General features: G+C 41.6%; 9 protein-coding genes, 15 tRNA genes, 1 rRNA gene and 3 pseudogenes. 6 read left to right on the top strand and 22 right to left on the bottom strand.

Annotated elements, in window-relative coordinates; all coding sequences use genetic code 11:
* Positions 1 to 586 precede the first annotated feature (586 nt).
* Genes IEW82_RS19375 through IEW82_RS19365 form a run of 3 tightly spaced genes read left to right on the top strand, consistent with a single transcriptional unit; the run spans position 587 to position 3,667 of the window.
* Positions 587 to 1,543 (top strand): ABC transporter substrate-binding protein, encoded by a 957-nt coding sequence (locus IEW82_RS19375; protein ID WP_188698936.1) that lies wholly within the window; start codon positions 587 to 589, stop codon positions 1,541 to 1,543.
* A 38-nt stretch (positions 1,544 to 1,581) separates the two neighbouring features.
* A complete protein-coding gene (locus tag IEW82_RS19370) occupies positions 1,582 to 2,631 on the top strand; it encodes a FecCD family ABC transporter permease (RefSeq protein WP_188698935.1) in 1,050 nt (349 codons plus the stop codon).
* On the top strand, positions 2,621 to 3,667 hold the full coding sequence (locus IEW82_RS19365) for a FecCD family ABC transporter permease (protein ID WP_229672821.1): 1,047 nt from the start codon (positions 2,621 to 2,623) through the stop codon (positions 3,665 to 3,667). Before IEW82_RS19370 ends, IEW82_RS19365 begins: the two co-directional genes overlap by 11 nt.
* A gap of 309 nt (positions 3,668 to 3,976) precedes the next feature.
* Here the strand turns inward: IEW82_RS19365 and IEW82_RS19360 are convergent.
* Together IEW82_RS19360 and IEW82_RS19355 are read right to left on the bottom strand one after the other, a co-directional pair.
* Positions 3,977 to 4,464: pseudogene (locus IEW82_RS19360) on the bottom strand (DinB family protein).
* 617 nt (positions 4,465 to 5,081) lie between these two features.
* On the bottom strand, positions 5,082 to 6,035 hold the full coding sequence (locus IEW82_RS19355) for an ABC transporter substrate-binding protein (RefSeq protein WP_188698933.1): 954 nt from the start codon (positions 6,033 to 6,035) through the stop codon (positions 5,082 to 5,084).
* Between the two features lie 619 nt (positions 6,036 to 6,654).
* Here IEW82_RS19355 and IEW82_RS19350 point away from each other — a divergent pair.
* Positions 6,655 to 8,061, top strand: a complete 1,407-nt coding sequence (locus IEW82_RS19350; RefSeq protein WP_188698931.1) for an APC family permease — start codon at positions 6,655 to 6,657, stop codon at positions 8,059 to 8,061.
* A gap of 386 nt (positions 8,062 to 8,447) precedes the next feature.
* Here IEW82_RS19350 and IEW82_RS19345 read toward each other — a convergent pair.
* Together IEW82_RS19345 and IEW82_RS19340 are read right to left on the bottom strand one after the other, a co-directional pair.
* A pseudogene (locus IEW82_RS19345) lies at positions 8,448 to 8,651 on the bottom strand (transposase); the annotation flags it as partial.
* Between the two features lie 882 nt (positions 8,652 to 9,533).
* Positions 9,534 to 10,490, bottom strand: a complete 957-nt coding sequence (locus tag IEW82_RS19340; RefSeq protein ID WP_188698929.1) for a tRNA dihydrouridine synthase — start codon at positions 10,488 to 10,490, stop codon at positions 9,534 to 9,536.
* A 979-nt stretch (positions 10,491 to 11,469) separates the two neighbouring features.
* Between IEW82_RS19340 and IEW82_RS19335 the strand changes: the two genes are divergently transcribed.
* Both IEW82_RS19335 and IEW82_RS19330 read left to right on the top strand, forming a co-directional pair.
* Complete coding sequence (locus tag IEW82_RS19335; protein WP_373285742.1) at positions 11,470 to 12,114, top strand: YczE/YyaS/YitT family protein; 645 nt, start codon at positions 11,470 to 11,472, stop codon at positions 12,112 to 12,114.
* A 59-nt stretch (positions 12,115 to 12,173) separates the two neighbouring features.
* Positions 12,174 to 12,758 carry a TetR/AcrR family transcriptional regulator gene (locus IEW82_RS19330; protein ID WP_188698925.1) on the top strand — a complete coding sequence of 195 codons (585 nt, stop codon included), beginning with the start codon at positions 12,174 to 12,176 and terminating at the stop codon, positions 12,756 to 12,758.
* A 133-nt stretch (positions 12,759 to 12,891) separates the two neighbouring features.
* Here the strand turns inward: IEW82_RS19330 and IEW82_RS19325 are convergent.
* From IEW82_RS19325 to rrf, 18 genes and pseudogenes are all read right to left on the bottom strand, one after another.
* Positions 12,892 to 13,232 (bottom strand): annotated as a pseudogene (locus tag IEW82_RS19325) (transposase); the annotation flags it as partial.
* Positions 13,233 to 13,442: 210 nt separating this feature from the next.
* The gene (locus IEW82_RS20485; protein ID WP_373285744.1) at positions 13,443 to 13,583 is read right to left on the bottom strand and encodes a hypothetical protein; all 141 of its coding nucleotides are present in this window, start codon (positions 13,581 to 13,583) and stop codon (positions 13,443 to 13,445) included.
* A 384-nt stretch (positions 13,584 to 13,967) separates the two neighbouring features.
* Positions 13,968 to 14,050 (bottom strand) — tRNA-Leu (locus IEW82_RS19315).
* Positions 14,051 to 14,064: 14 nt separating this feature from the next.
* A tRNA-Cys gene (locus IEW82_RS19310) sits at positions 14,065 to 14,139 on the bottom strand.
* A 37-nt stretch (positions 14,140 to 14,176) separates the two neighbouring features.
* A tRNA-Gly gene (locus IEW82_RS19305) sits at positions 14,177 to 14,251 on the bottom strand.
* A gap of 7 nt (positions 14,252 to 14,258) precedes the next feature.
* Positions 14,259 to 14,333: transfer RNA gene (locus IEW82_RS19300), tRNA-Gln, on the bottom strand.
* 7 nt (positions 14,334 to 14,340) lie between these two features.
* Positions 14,341 to 14,416: transfer RNA gene (locus IEW82_RS19295), tRNA-His, on the bottom strand.
* A gap of 13 nt (positions 14,417 to 14,429) precedes the next feature.
* Positions 14,430 to 14,503: transfer RNA gene (locus tag IEW82_RS19290), tRNA-Trp, on the bottom strand.
* 10 nt (positions 14,504 to 14,513) lie between these two features.
* Positions 14,514 to 14,598: transfer RNA gene (locus IEW82_RS19285), tRNA-Tyr, on the bottom strand.
* A gap of 21 nt (positions 14,599 to 14,619) precedes the next feature.
* Positions 14,620 to 14,695 (bottom strand) — tRNA-Thr (locus IEW82_RS19280).
* A 9-nt stretch (positions 14,696 to 14,704) separates the two neighbouring features.
* Positions 14,705 to 14,780, bottom strand: a tRNA-Phe gene (locus tag IEW82_RS19275).
* Positions 14,781 to 14,784: 4 nt separating this feature from the next.
* A tRNA-Asp gene (locus IEW82_RS19270) sits at positions 14,785 to 14,860 on the bottom strand.
* An 89-nt stretch (positions 14,861 to 14,949) separates the two neighbouring features.
* A tRNA-Met gene (locus IEW82_RS19265) sits at positions 14,950 to 15,024 on the bottom strand.
* Between the two features lie 135 nt (positions 15,025 to 15,159).
* Positions 15,160 to 15,235 (bottom strand) — tRNA-Val (locus IEW82_RS19260).
* A 74-nt stretch (positions 15,236 to 15,309) separates the two neighbouring features.
* A tRNA-Glu gene (locus tag IEW82_RS19255) sits at positions 15,310 to 15,384 on the bottom strand.
* Positions 15,385 to 15,394: 10 nt separating this feature from the next.
* Positions 15,395 to 15,486, bottom strand: a tRNA-Ser gene (locus IEW82_RS19250).
* A 1-nt stretch (position 15,487) separates the two neighbouring features.
* Positions 15,488 to 15,562: transfer RNA gene (locus IEW82_RS19245), tRNA-Asn, on the bottom strand.
* 35 nt (positions 15,563 to 15,597) lie between these two features.
* Positions 15,598 to 15,715 (bottom strand): 5S ribosomal RNA (gene rrf / locus IEW82_RS19240).
* Between the last annotated feature and the right edge of the window lie 208 nt (positions 15,716 to 15,923).

Here is a 15,923-nt window from a genome sequence, read left to right as displayed (position 1 = left end):
CTACGATGTATTTGCTCTGGTAGGCATACATTTATGATAGAGTGCCTCTTCTTTTTTGGCTAGGATTTTGTAGAAATACCACCGAGAACTATTTTACACATACGATTATTAATTTAGAAGTATTCAACAGAGCTATCGTATGATCGCACACAGCATGTCTTAAATTTCTCTCATGAATCGCCTCCGATATCCTTCGTTTCCTCTCTTGGGCACTATATCCGCTCCTCCTTCAGCACAACAATTTTTAGCAGTAGTTTTTTTCACCACCGCTGCTCGAGTATCCCCCATAATAAGGTTCACCCTTTCTTCAACTGCTTCAATCGCTCTTCCACAAGAGACTCTGAATGCTATTAAATGATCACCTCAAACCAAGAGCAGGGTTTAACAAGAGACGGGTTCTACCTAGTGGGCTAACCTGAGGCTAGTTTCGCAACTTTTGACTGTAAAACACCTGCTCTACCCTTATTTTTCACGCCTACATCCTTCTAAGCTGTTTTTCTCAAATCATTCTCATTGACAAAGGCGCCATTATTTTTTAGACTTATCAATAATGATAATCATTATCAATTAAGAGGAGACTACATACATGAAGAGACAAACGAAGCACTTACTATTTTTAATGCTAGTACTAGCACTTTCCACTAGTATTCTATTCGGCTGTAATGCCGCCTCTTCTTCTGGACATAGTGCCTCATCATCAGACACTGCCTCTTCTAGTGGGCAAAATACGCGCACGATCACCCATCTAATGGGAAAAACAAAAATCAAGGGAACCCCTAAGCGCGTTGTCACGCTTGAATTTGGCTTAACAGATGCTGTGGTGTCTTTAGGAGTAAGTCCTGTCGGTGTTGCTGATGATGGCAAACCAGATAATATTGCTCAAGAAGTGAGAGACAAGATGAAAGATTATAAGTCGGTAGGCTCACGTGCTGAACCTAACCTGGAAGTCATCAGAACGCTTCATCCCGACTTAATCATCGGTGACTCTAGTCGAGATACCAATATCTATAAACAACTCAGCGATATTGCTCCAACGATTATCCTGCCAAGTAATGATGGGACTTATCAGGATGCGATCAAGGATCAGCTTGTCATTGGTAAAGCTTTAAATAAAGAAAAAAAGGCGCAGGCATTCGTTGCCAAGCACAAAGAAAAAGTGGCAGCACTTAAAAAGAAGGTTCCGAAGAACACGAGCATTTTAATTGCACAAGTGACAGACAAAGACATCAATGCTCGCGCGTCTACCTATTTTCAACCCGGACTCATGCAAGCGATTGGTTTCAAATACGCTCTGAAAGGCAGTTCAACAGAAACGATTAAAAAGCTGACGATGGAACAATTACTACAAATAAATCCCGATATTCTAGTTATTACAAAGCCAAAGCTTATTCCAGTATGGGAAAAAAATCCTCTATGGAAGGATCTCAAGGCTGTCAAAAATCACCGTGTATATGGTGTGAGTCATACAACCTGGTCATTTAGACGAAGCCTCTCAGGTGCCAATCAAGTCCTTGATGAAACAGAGCAAAACATTCTTAAATAAAGTATTTCTCACAACATGGCATAAGGAAGAGGGGTAACGTGCAGAACCTATCAGAACCATTTCCTACTGAGCAAAATAACCGTCAACAGCTTCGGAAAGCGCTGGGTGTTTTTCTTATAAGCCTACTTGTCTTACTTGTCACCTTCTTCCTTTCCGTTAAGATTGGTGCCTTCCATATCTCCATTTCGACGCTTTTTAAGACACTTTTCCAATATAGTGGTTCAAAGGAACAAGTCTTAGTTGCCACAGCGAGAATTCCTCGGGCTGTCGTGACCGTCATCATCGGAGCAAATCTAGGGATTGCCGGTGCGCTCATGCAAGCCATTACGCGTAACCCCTTGGCCTCACCCAGTATCTTCGGGGTCAATGCCGGCGCCTCTGTTGCGATCGTTTTTGCCATTGTCGTTTTAAGCATTAACAATAGCCTCCTGCTTGTTTTTATCGCCTTTTTAGGAGGATTGCTTGCTGTCAGCATTGTCTATGGAATGAGCGCCTCATTTAAAGGGGGGAATATTGAGGTGAAAATGGCCTTCACAGGTATTGTGATTCAGGCCTTTCTTTCCTCAATTACTCAGGGGCTTTTATTATTTAATGAAGATAAGACAGAATCTGTCTTATTTTGGCTGGCTGGTTCAGTCACTGGAATGGCCTGGAAGCATGTCTGGATCTTACTGCCCTTCAGCCTCTTGGCGATGCTCATCTCTGTTAGTCTCGGGCGCTTCATATCGCTTATCAGCCTTGGTGACGAGGTTGCTCAAGGGTTAGGGCTGCGTGTTGCCCTCTTGCGCAGATTCGTCATTGTATTAGTGGTTATTTTATCTGGTGTTGCCGTATCTGTCGCTGGTCCGATCGGTTTTGTCGGTCTGATTGTTCCTCATATGGTGCGCTACTTAGTGGGGAGAGATTATCGCTGGGTCATTCCCATCAGCGCAGTCTTTGGTTCAGCCCTACTGACACTAGCCGATGTGTGCTCACGCTTTATTTCATTTCCTTATGAGACGCCTGTGGGTGTCGTCACCGCTCTGATTGGCACGCCCTACTTTATCTATCTCGCACGTACAAAGAAAGGTGATCTCTATGAGGGATGAGACAAAAGTACTACTTACTATTGAAAGGGACCGTCAGACGCGGACGATGCATGCATTACTCATAATCGCACTATTATGTCTTATTACTGCTTTTTTTGCGATTCTTAATTTGGGGCTAGGAACCGTCCACTATTCCCCTTTGGAGATCATTCGATCATTTTTTCGGGGCGGCAATGTAGATACATATGTTATTGTGATGGATTACCGCTTTCCGCGCATTGCCTTGGCCCTCTTGGTCGGAGCAGCTTTAGCAACCTCAGGCGTGATTGCCCAATCTGTCTTACGGAATCCACTCGCTTCTCCAAGTACGCTTGGCATTTCTGGCGGGTCTGGCTTGGCAGCCCTTATCACTTCGATGTTTTTTTCATCAATGGGACCCTTCATCATCTCATTAAGTGCTTTTGCTGGCGGAGGACTTGTGGCTCTTGCAATCTATCTGTTTGCTTATGAAAAAGGCGTTGCACCTATCCGCCTTGCCATTGTTGGGGTTGCTATTGGGGCTTTTTGCAGTGCCGGGATTCAACTATTGGTAGCCAAATCTGGAGATAATGTCAGCATCGCTTTAATGTGGTTGAGCGGTAGTTTATGGGGAAGAACATGGGAGCAGGTTTGGCAGATCACCCCAATCATACTCGTGATCCTCCCCATCGCTTGGCTTCTAGCCATTCGTTTAAATATCATGAGATTAGGGGATTCGGTTGCTACAGCTTTAGGCCTCCGAGTCGAGGTAACACGCTTTTTACTTCTCACCTGTAGCGTGCTCTTAGCCAGCGCCGCTGTTTCTGCTGTTGGACTCATAGGGTTTGTTGGGTTAGTCGCTCCTCATATGGCGAAGAAGATCATGGGCTCACGCCACCAGTTCATTCTTCCAACAGCAGCGCTTTTAGGAGCTCTCCTCGTCTTGGTTTCTGATTACTTGGGGAGGGCCTTGATTCCACCAATAGAAATCCCTGCCGGATTAATTACTGCAGCGATTGGCGCGCCTTATTTCTTATATTTAATGTGGCGAGAATCAAGAAAAGGAAGCAGTATATAACGCTGCTTCCTTTTTTCATGAATGCTCATCATTCAAAGCATTTCATTACATGCTCTAGAGCTGAGGCAACGCATGCTTAACCGACCTAAAACCTTAGACAACACACATGGTCGCTTTCTAATAATCGCTAAAACTTTATTGTTTCATCTCTTCCATCAAGAATTGCCAAATGAAAAGATCAACTAACGGATTAATCATTAAGTCGATTGCTTTTATCGTACATCGGTATGAGTAAAGCCACGTAGAGTGAATATTGCGCCTTTCGACTAAGGATATTTCGTTCGCGTCCTGACCTGACGTCATTGTCTTTTAAACAAGGTCTGTATCAGGAGGGCTATATCCCAATTGCCGAGCCATAGTCACCATTTGTCCCTTATGATGAAACTCATGTGTTTCAGTATGGGTTAATAACAAAGTGGCGTCGTACGCCAAGATTCCTTCTGCCACTTCACATTATTAGTGATCTCATCAAACCACCTCGAATCAAAGGCCTCTAAAAAACGCGCCACCACAACATCTACAATCTGAAAGCGTGAGCGAACCTGCTTGACATCCGAACGCCCGATTTCCTCATCCGTTGCAAATGAGAGATCGTTACCCTTTTGATTAAGAGCAAAGGAACCTAGCCAATATTTATAGCAATCAGCAGCATGAATATGGGTCTTGATCATACTGCTATGACCAAATCCCGGTACAGCAGTATGCAGCTTTTCAAGGGGAATTTCCTCCATAAATGCAAAGAGCACTTCACTTGTTGAACGAATGAACTCATATTGCTTCTCCAGAGCATTCTCCATATGCTTCTTCTCACCTTAAAATTCAGCACTTATTTTCTTAATAATAAGTATACTCTCTAAATGGAGAGAAAGGATTAACCTTTTAAAATACAGACCATAAAAAATTGCCAATAACTATGCAAAGGGATACAGCCATTTTATATATAATCAGACATAAAATAAGACGGACTAGGACAGAAGCATGTAGCTCATAAAGAATCCGAACGCATTCACAATTTTGAAGGCATGCGTTCGGTTCTTTGAGTGAGTCGTGAAGCACTCCGTCAAAATACTTTGCTTTCCGCGGGCACCGCTACAGAAGCGCAGGATGCGCTAGCTTCGACGTTCGACGCACAGGATGTGACGCGCTTAACCGAAGTGTGCATTGAAAATGTAAGAGACTTAAACTAAGAAGCCCCTGTTTCTGCGTATGCTAGACTTGCTTTGTCATCAACTTTCTCGGAACAACTCGAAGTTTATTCGTGAAGTAACGCCGTCTCCGTTCTCGTAGGCATCTCCGTATTTTGACTACACTTTTGTTTTTGTTGGCTCCTTTTAAAACCTTATCGTTCAGTCTCTTTTAGTTTTTTCTCACCCGCCTCCCTGCTATTTATAAGGCAAGTCACCTTTGCCAGGCATTACATGCTCGTCACTTTTTTGACAACCATATTCATGCTTTGTACATTCACCTGTGGAAAATCAAGATCAGTCCAGTACGGTACTAAAATAACATGTTTATTTTTAACAGCCTTTAGATTTTTCCAGATGGGGCTTTGCTCTAATTCATCAAATTTCTGTTCGGCTTCCTTATCGCCACCGATGTTCGGTGCCCCTACTTCTACAAATAAGTAATCCGCATCAAACTGCGGCAAGGCCTCCATAGAAATCGCTTCACGCCTCTGTATGGCTTTCACTTTGTCAGGTGCTTTGAACTTCAAATCGTGATATAAGATGCGTCCTAATTTCTGATCATCACCATAAATTCGAAATTCCTTGCCCACAATGCGCATAGAAACCGCCGTTGTATCGGAGCCGATTTTGGGAGCCAAACGTTGTCGGGCTGTTTTCGCTTTATCATCGTATTGTGCTAAGAATTGCTTCGCTTCTTTTTCCTTTCCTAAGATCTTGGCAAATTGGCGGAAGTCCGCTTTCCAATCCGGGCTTTCACCGATGACAAGTGTTGGCGCAATTTTAGAGTAATTATCGTATTGGTCGATTTGATTTTCCCAGGCAATAATGAGATCAGGATTCGCATCTACTACAGCTTCAGGATTGCCTTGTTCTCCAAGGTTAACCACGCCATTTAATGCTTTATCATCCAGCCACTCCAACTTGGTTGAGCCAAGATAACTCGCCATGGCATATGGCTTAATCCCTAACGCCAGCAATGAATCCGCAAAACGAAAATCCGTGATGGCAATTTTTTTAGGATGACCGGATACGGGCACATCGCCTTTCTGTACAATGCCACTTCCCGCTGACTTCGACTTATCTCCATCATCCTGTTTCACAGCCAATTTCCCACATCCAACAAGAGAACATATAATAACAAACACTATCATGAGCCGACTATAAAATGATAATTTCAACAAAAGTTACACTCCCCCTTTAAACGATTCAAAGACACAGCCTGAGCTTATCCATTGAATAAAATCCAAATAAATCAGTTCAAGTCCTCAAGTCAAATCGTCCCGTAGCTAAGACTAAGACACACATCAGATTGCGTGGCCCCTTTAATTATTCATCCAGTGCATACGCCTTCACTATTTCGGACTGAACTGAAATACGTGTAGGTCTATCCTCCTTTATATTAATGATAATGATAATCAATATCATTTAAAATTATAGAGTGTTTATGCTTTTCGGTCAAATCATTTAAATAGAAAAATCAAATGATTATTTTTAATCGCTAGTCTTATCTTGCATTAAAAAACTGCCCTTCTTGTAATAAGGACAGTTTGATCATCGAACGATTGCAATTTTCTATGCTTCTAAAGAAAACTCAGTCTGCTTGTTTCTCTCTAGTACTTTCAGCGTTAGATGGTGAAAGTCAAAACCTGAACTTATAAAATAAACAAAACTTGTTAAATTAACACAAAACGCTTAATACATTTAATAATAGTATTTTAATAAAATGGATTGACCCTTCTTGCCTATCATGGTAACTTTCTCTTAATCTAAACCAATCTATCATAGAAGAGAGACAGCATCATGAAACTTTCAGAAAAAAAGAAGCTTGGTATTCTCGCCTTAACAATCATTAGTATAAATACGATATTAGGATTAAAAAATATTCCTTTTGCAGCTACAGTGGGACCTTCCGCTATTCTTTTTTGGATTATCGCTGCCTTATTATACTTTATCCCAATGAGCTTAATCGTTGCTGAATTATCAACGACTTATCCCGATCAAGGTGGAGTCACTGCATGGGTGAGCCGGGCATTTGGAGAAAAAGCCAGCTTTCTCTGTGGTTGGTTCTATTGGGTGGCTAATTTCACTTATTATCCATCCCTTTTACTAGGAATAACTGTGAATATTGCTTATGCCATTAACCAACAACAAGTCATTAATAATACGTGGTTAACAACACTCATTGCACTTGTGATCTTTTGGGTGATGACTTTGTTAACGCTGCGAGGCACACAAATGAGCGGCAAGCTAGCTGCCATCGGGACCCCGCTTGGCTTAATTGTTCCTGTCATTTTAATATTTGGCTTCGGTTTTGCGAGTATTTTTACAGGACATCACTCAGCAACTGAATTTACAGCAAGCACCATAATGCCTACTCATCTTTCACTAGATACCGTGATGTTTTTGTCGACCTTAATGTTCGCTTTTTCTGGCATGGAAATGCTCGGGACCATTGCTGAGGATGTTAATAAGCCCCAAAAAACATTCCCGAAAGCTATTTGGATCTCCTCCGCGATTATTGGCGGAGTATATATTCTAGGAACTATCGCGTTCCAATTTGTTATCAAAATTAGCCCTAATCAAACGGCAACAGCACTCTATCTATTTGCTGACCAAATAACACAACAATTCCATTTACCCTTTAATTTAACTCAGATTCTTGGTATCTGTTTTGTGATTTCAATTCTAGGTGCCTTGTCCTTTTTAATTTTAAATCCAACGATCATCTTTCATCAAAGCGGAAAAAGCCTGCTTCCTAGAACACTTGCGAAAACCAACAAAGCCAATATGCCTGCTAACCTGATTCTTTGGCAAGCTGTTGGGGTTTCCATTATCTTATTGCTTTCTAGTTTTGTCCCTACCATATCTGATGCCTTGAATATGCTTATTCTGATGGCAACGCTTGCCTTCTTTATTCCTTATGTCTATTTGATCTGTGCTTATATTAAATTGCGCAAAAGAGATCCGCAGACGGTCAGACCCTTTCAAATAAAAAACAATAAAATAGCCTACTTTATTGCAGGGATTGGACTGTTTTCTGTTGTAGGAACCATCCTCTTAACCTTGGTCCCTGCAACAGGCACGACCATTACTCAATATGCCCCACTGATTATTGGACCTATCCTTTTCTTTGTTTTAGGATTTTGGTTTTATAAATTAGGGACAAAAGGAAAAGCAAAGAAAAAAGGCTTGAATAAAGCCAGCTAAAGATTGAGAGAAAAGCCATTCCATTTCAATAAATAACTAAAACGACTCGATCCAGGATTCGAGTCGTTTTTTACCTGATTTACTCATACTTCAAAGAAAAACGAGATTTCAGTTCAAGACCAAACTATATTAGGAATAATATTGACAAAGTCACTGCGATGAAGCAATAAAATGATCGTGCACTAAAAAGTTATCTGTTTTTGGGCATACTTTTCCCTTGGCGCGAAAATAAATGTTGAAGTTTAGGCATGGTATTGGCAGGTGATTTCCGCTCCTGGCACTCGCTTTCCACGGGCACGGCCTCAGCCTCCTCGGAAGAAAGACACTTCCTGCGGGGTCTTCGGACACGTGCTGTTCCCGTAGGAGTCTCCCGCCTTCCGCTCCAATCACTCGAGTTTTAATGCTTGAATGCGCTGCAGTATGTCCCAAAAAAACGCTTGATACACGAAACTGGAAGAACATTTGAAGTAAAAAGATTGCCCGGATTTCACTAATTTACTAGCGACTTTAATGATCTTTGTCCGTATCGTTTGAATCTGCATATTCTTTTGTCCCCCAAATACCGATTCAGCTTCACATAAATCGTGCAAAGCGGGGACAGCAAAGCCATTGTCCCCACGCAAGAAAAACATGGTTGCCGGGAATTTAAAGTTATAATGGGCAATGAGTGGCTTAACAAAGTCCTCCACACCGTCTGGTTCCTTTATACATGTGGTGATAAGCGTATGATGCTGCATTTTTACTGTGTTTTGGGAACTTCTATGAATAGTCTAGGTTTTATACTACTTTTTTCTTTTCTTCCTCTTGAAGAATAGCCCTAATTTAAGTCCATCAGTGTGATTGATAGTACACAGATTAGGAAAAGCTAACTCGTCCTTTCGCTGTTACTCATTCACTCATTAAGAAAAATAGAGCGAAAAGCATGCCCGGCCCCTGTCCTTAGTATAGGGCATCATCCAATATGAAAAAGGCTTCAGTGCCTGATCACGTGGATGGGAGCGGAAGGCGCGAGATTCGGAACACTCTAAAATCGTGTGTTCCTCGGGCGCTGCTGACTCATGATGCGGAGACTATAATCCTGCGGGAAGTGGAGATCGTTAAGACCTTAGAAGCGCACAGCGTGAGGAGGCTTACCACTCCCCGCGGAAAGCGAGCGGCCTGGAGCGGAAATCCGCACCGTCCTCATGATCAGAAATTTTATACGTTCTTTTCTTTTTAGAAAGCTTGGCTTGCACCACTTCGCTGGTACTCCTATTGTGATTTTTGCAAATCACACACTTAGGGTGCCCGCAAGCCTCAGGTGGCGAAAGTCAAAGTTACACTTATCGCTCTTTCTTTGAGTGCGTCAGCGAAATTATAAATTATGATAGTATAAAAAAACCTGAAATCGTCAAAAGACTTTTTCACGAAATCAGGGTCAGTTTTAATACTCATTGGAGAGCTCATTCTACGGAATAATGAGCCTATCGGATTCATTCAAAGTGATCGAGCAATGCCCGGACTTCATCTGTTGATTCCGTGCTCATCAATTGGTTTCTTAATTCACTCGCTCCGCGAAACCCTTTGACGTATATCTTAAAAAAGCGTCGAAGAGGTTTGAATGATCGAGGCTCAAATTCTGCCGAATATTTATCAAAGAGATCAAGCTGCAGTCTTAAGAGGTCAAGCAATTCCTCACTGCTATGCTCTTTCGGCTCCTTTTCAAAGGCAAATGGATTTGTAAAAACACCACGCCCGATCATAATCCCGTCAACACCATATTCCTGAGCAAGTCTCAAACCCGTTTGCCGATCAGGAATATCCCCGTTGATCGTCAACAGCGTATCAGGTGCCACTTGATCACGAAGCTTCTTAATCTCCGGAATCAGATCCCAATGCGCATCTACTTTACTCATTTCCTTTCGTGTACGCAGATGAATGGAAAGATTAACGATGTCCTGTTGCAATAAATGCGTTAGCCAGTCCCGCCATTCATCTACATTTGTGTAACCGAGTCTTGTCTTCACACTAACAGGCAATCCCCCTGCTTTTGCCGCCTGTATTATCTCTGCAGCAACCTCTGGCCGACGGATAAGGCCGCTGCCCCTCCCTTTCGTTGCGACATTAGGTACAGGACAGCCCATATTGATATCCACGCCACTAAAGCCCTCCTGCGCTACACCAATGCTCATTTGCCGAAATTTTTCAGGATTATCTCCCCATATATGTGCCACCATCGGTTGTTCATCTTCTGTAAAAGTCAAACGCCCACGCACACTTTGTTTGCCCTCCGGATGACAATAACTCTCCGTGTTCGTAAACTCTGTAAAAAACACATCCGGTCTCCCCGCTTGACTCACGACATGACGAAACACAACATCCGTCACATCTTCCATCGGTGCAAGTACAAAAAATGGTCGTGGTAAAGCACGCCAAAAGTTATCTATCATTTTCAAACTTAAATCCTTTCATTATGAGCCTTCAGGTTTCAGGCCCTTTTTCCTCAAAAAACACTCACCTTATAACTTTATTCGCTTGCCACCCGAGGCTCCGATCACTTGGCACTCCTGGTATGATTAAGCAACACACACCAAGGTAGTACAGCTTCGCTTAGCAATCTATTATGACTAAGAACCCCACACCAAGGTTGCAACCACACGTCTCAGGCTGCGAAAGTCAAAGTTTTAATTATGCTCCCTTCTTAAAGAAGCATCAGCGAGGATTTATGCTTTCGATAGTACATAAATAAAAAGCAAAAGTGTCCCCACTCCTTTTACACTTATACCATGTTTAAGCCCTTTTTATCAAACGAAAATATATTTTGAAGATTGTAAACCAAATACTAACCAAAAAAAGAGAACTCACGGTTTGTGAGATCCCTTGTATTAAAGAGCTTATCTGGTTAATTGCTGGTAATTTTTGTTAATAGATACCGGTGGTCGGGGTCGAACCGACACTCCTCACGGAACACGATTTTGAGTCGGTAAGTTCCTTGTTTTTCATTTTATATTATCGTTAAATACAGGGATATTAAGTAATTCTTACAGTACTTTCCTAAACCTCCACCATGTCAGTTACTTTCATACCTAATAGGTTAACTGAAGAGAGGTAAAATGGGAACAGAAAGTGTTCAATTCTATCAATCGAAAGCTGTTCAATTTAGTTTAGCAGTTACACAGATCCAGTTGAAATCACGTAATTCTACGATCCTTCTATAATAACCCTTCTATTTTCAATAAGATTCTATTACAAGCAAACCTGCATTTTCACGGAACCATCCTTTTGAGTTTACAACTGTACTCAGATTCAAGTAATTTTGAACTTCAAGCATTTTCTATACGCAATAATAAAATTTGACATATGGTTTATGTCACATTACCATTATGTTAGTTAGTACTAACTAACATAATTAGGAGAGGAATGAGGAATGTGCAAAAAGTAATGAAACAATATATAATTTTAATTATAGGATTGCTAGTCATGGGCATAGGCATTGCAATGGTTACACAAGCTGAACTGGGTACTACTCCGATCACCAGTATATCGTATGTATTAAGTTTTATTTTTCCTTTAACGATAGGACAATTTACTACCTTCCTAACTCTTTTATTTGTGTTAGTTCAAGTAATTATTTTAGGGAAAGATTTTCCCAAATTTCAATACTTACAACTATTAATTGGCCCTGTGCTAGGTTACTTTATCGACTTGGGCATGTTGATTTTTACTTATTATCACCCTTCCCTTTATATTGAAAAGCTAATTTTATTAATTATAGGGTGCATAATGATCGCATTAGGAGTTATCCTTCAATTAGTAGCAAATACGATTTTTAACCCCGCAGACGGGATAATAAAAGTTATTTCAATGAAATATAAATTGAACTTTGGGAGAGTGAAAATAGCATTTGATTCATTACAAGTAATAATTGCTGCTCTTATTTCGTTTTGGGCATTTGGGGATATACAAGGCATTAGAGAAGGAACGATTATATCAGCATTCCTTGTTGGCTTTTTTATTAATAGAATTAGAAAGATACAGCAAATACTTCTAAAGAAAAGACAGCATTTTAGATAGCATTTTAACAGTGCCTTTTATGTTTTTTGATTTATAACGATTGTGAAACGGGTGATTATATGGAAACAGACGAAAAAATTTTAGATTCAGCTATTTTATTAATGGCTTCAAAGGGATATAAAGCTGTAACTATTAAAGAAATAGCAGCACATGCTTCTGTCAGTGAAATGACAGTATACCGTCAATTCGGGAACAAACAAAATATTTTAGATGCCATTATTACTAAATTTCAATATGCCTCTTCCTTAAAAGAACAATTGGAAAAAGAGCTAACATACGATTTAGAACATGATTTGTTACTATACTCGATTATCTATCAAAATTATATGATAAAGAATAAACAAATTTATATGATTTCTGTTCTTGAGCGAAACACAATGCCTGACCTTCACCTGACTCTTCACAAAAACGTTGAAGAAATTCAACAGTTTTTATTAGATTACTTTAGGAAAATGCAAAGTCAGGGTAAATTAATTAAAGGCAACGTAGATTCATTTGTAGCCTTATTTATGCGATTCAATTATGGTCATTTTGTTTCAGAAACATTATTAGGATTTTCAAATATTCCAATTTCAAACGAAGAATTTCTTAAGGATTCTATCTCTGCTTTAGTAACAGGATTAACTCCCAAAGCTTCTAATTGAAATCATCACCACCCCACCCATACAAAAGATGGTTTGCAGAAAGGCTATAACCCTAAATTACAGACTTGCAACTAAATGCGCTGGCTTTATTCAGCATTTAAGCCATATTGCCTTTGCCACTCTTGTATGCCCTTTAAAAAGTTCTTGTATTACTTCCCCCCTTAAAAGGGGCTTCGTATTCTTTCACACTAAATTTATCCAAGGCTATACATGCCTTTTTGTATATATATTTCCTATTAACAGCTTCATTCATTGAGACCGATCGTACTCCCATAGTACCCTGCACAAAAAACTGTCTATTTTCAAACTTATATTTTAAATTTGCACGTTGATCAAACACTATAAGAGCACTTTTACCTTTCAAATATCCCATAAATCTTGATACTGATAACTTGGGTGGACTACTGCCCAACATGTCCACATGATTAGGCATGGATATTCCTCAATAATTTCTCCACCCTTATATTTTAAGAGCCCCCCTCTCACCTTTGGCAATAATCACCTGATATTTCCCTTTGTTGGTATCCTCCTTATATTCATCAATCACGATAACCCGTGGGAGCTGTCAGCGGACCGAGATCCTTCGCTTATTAAATAAACGGCTCAGGCTTGATGTCGGTATACCGGTTAGGCGTCCCGCTTCTGTGAAAAAGTGCTCCGCCACATAGCTTAAGGCATGTTGGTTCAAAGAAAGGGTTCTGCCGTTGATAACGTTACACAAACTGAAAAGGTGTCATAAAAAGTTTTCCCACAATGTGTACATTTATAGCGCCGTTTTCGAAGGGACAAGAGCACGGGTTTCTCCTCAATGAACCGCCCCTTAATGCGTTGAACACGATAATTGCGTATCTTTTTTGTTTTGGCCTTACACCCTGGTAAGTCAACCTTCTTGCCCGTGTACTCAGTTCAATTAAGAAGCCCTGTTCCGTCCCCTCAACATGGTCGCCTTCAAGATATTCTTCTTTAATTCCTAGAAATTGTGTGACAAAATGTTTGAACATCCATATTCTCTCCTATCTCCTTTTTTTCGCAAATTAATGGTTACCAGATAAGAGAATATGGGTGTATTTTTTTTGCTTATTTTTTTATCGCTGAAAAGTCGCGCCCTTATAAGGAGTACTACCACATTTAGTATTGAGCCCGTTTTCAGTCATCTTGGGGAAACACAAAAAAGACCTTCAACAAAAATGCTAAAGGTCTTTTTAATGATACCGAAGGTGGGACTTGAACCCACACGCCCGTGAAGGCATCAGATTTTGAGTCTGACGTGTCTGCCATTCCACCACTTCGGCATATATAAAACTTGTGGAGGCGGCACCCGGATTCGAACCGGGGGATAAGGGTTTTGCAGACCCGTGCCTTACCACTTGGCTATGCCGCCAAAATAATTTAATAACATAATAGTAAAATTAAAAAAATGGAGCGGAAGACGGGATTCAAACCCGCGACCCCCACCTTGGCAAGGTGGTGTTCTATCACTGAACTACTTCCGCATCATAATGGCTGGCCCACCAGGATTCGAACCTGGGCATCTCGGGACCAAAACCCGATGCCTTACCGCTTGGCTATGGGCCAATAAATATGGGGCGGCTGATGGGTTTCGAACCCACGAATGCCGGAACCACAATCCGGTGCGTTAACCACTTCGCCACAGCCGCCATATTCTTGCAATGGCAGGGGTAGTAGGAATCGAACCCACACTGGAGGTTTTGGAGACCTCTGTTCTACCGTTAAACTATACCCCTATAAACAAAGTGGTGGAGGGAGGAGGATTCGAACCTCCGAACCCGTAGGGAGCGGATTTACAGTCCGCCGCGTTTAGCCACTTCGCTATCCCTCCAAAAATAAAACCTAATAAAAATGGTGCCGGCCAGAGGACTTGAACCCCCAACCTACTGATTACAAGTCAGTTGCTCTACCAATTGAGCTAGACCGGCACACACCAATGGTGGCTCGAGACGGAATCGAACCGCCGACACGAGGATTTTCAGTCCTCTGCTCTACCGACTGAGCTATCGAGCCAAGATGGCGGACCCGACCGGAATCGAACCGGCGATCTCCTGCGTGACAGGCAGGCATGTTAACCGCTACACCACGGGTCCTCTTTAATTACAGTGCTAAGATTCGTATATAAGTTCTATCATTAAAAGCAATTATTTCAATATTATAAATTAAGCAAGCAAAATATTATTGGTTGCGGGGGCAGGATTTGAACCTGCGACCTTCGGGTTATGAGCCCGACGAGCTACCCCTGCTCCACCCCGCGACGATGTTATTGCGGCCACGTCCCTGCAAAAATCCGATGGATTTCATCAAGGTTACGCTAGATTTTGCAACTCGATGTCTCTTCAATGAAGTTCATCCTCGTTGCTCCACCCCGCTACATTTGTGATTGTAAAAGTGGTGGAGGATGCAGGGCTCGAACCTGCGACCCCCTGCTTGTAAGGCAGGTGCTCTCCCAGCTGAGCTAATCCTCCATACCGACAATAAATATTATATCCTATATTCTCTAATAAATCAAGTCTTTCAATGATCTTTTTAGAGAGTGAAATGGTGACCCCTACGGGATTCGAACCCGTGTTACCGCCGTGAAAGGGCGATGTCTTAACCGCTTGACCAAGGGGCCATGACTTATATGGCGGAGAGCGAGGGATTCGAACCCTCGGTACGGCGTTGACCGCACACACGATTTCCAATCGTGCTCCTTCGACCTCTCGGACAGCTCTCCATGGCTCCACAGGTAGGACTCGAACCTACGACCGATCGGTTAACAGCCGATTGCTCTACCACTGAGCTACTGTGGAATATATCATAACTCAGAAACAATTTATTAATAAAAGCCCGGCAGGCGTCCTACTCTCACAGGGGGGAAGCCCCCAATTACCATCGGCGCAGAAGAGCTTAACGGCCGTGTTCGGGATGGGAACGGGTGTGACCTCTTCGCTATCGCCACCGGACAGATTAAAAACTACCTATTGCTAGATCGAATGATAATTATATCTATTTTATAGGTTAATTCAAAGAACATCAATAGCTTATGTATAATAAGTTTTTAAATGCTCTCTCAAAACTAGAAACGAAAGCCATAAATGTATCATAGGTTAAGTCCTCGACCGATTAGTATCCGTCAGCTCCATGTGTCACCACACTTCCACCTCGGACCTA

This window comes from Pullulanibacillus camelliae, from assembly GCF_014642655.1.
GTDB lineage: Bacteria > Bacillota > Bacilli > Bacillales > Sporolactobacillaceae > Pullulanibacillus > Pullulanibacillus camelliae.
This window is presented reverse-complemented; position numbering and strand designations above follow the sequence as displayed.

What these genes read in the sequence shown, in the direction of transcription:
- IEW82_RS19375 (WP_188698936.1), top strand. Translation starts at nt 587, where the DNA reads ATGAAGAGACAAACGAAGCACTTACTATTTTTAATGCTAGTACTAGCA.
- IEW82_RS19365 (WP_229672821.1), top strand. Translation starts at nt 2,621, where the DNA reads ATGAGGGATGAGACAAAAGTACTACTTACTATTGAAAGGGACCGTCAG.
- IEW82_RS19350 (WP_188698931.1), top strand. Translation starts at nt 6,655, where the DNA reads ATGAAACTTTCAGAAAAAAAGAAGCTTGGTATTCTCGCCTTAACAATC.
- IEW82_RS19340 (WP_188698929.1), bottom strand. Translation starts at nt 10,490, where the DNA reads ATGATAGATAACTTTTGGCGTGCTTTACCACGACCATTTTTTGTACTT.
- IEW82_RS19330 (WP_188698925.1), top strand. Translation starts at nt 12,174, where the DNA reads ATGGAAACAGACGAAAAAATTTTAGATTCAGCTATTTTATTAATGGCT.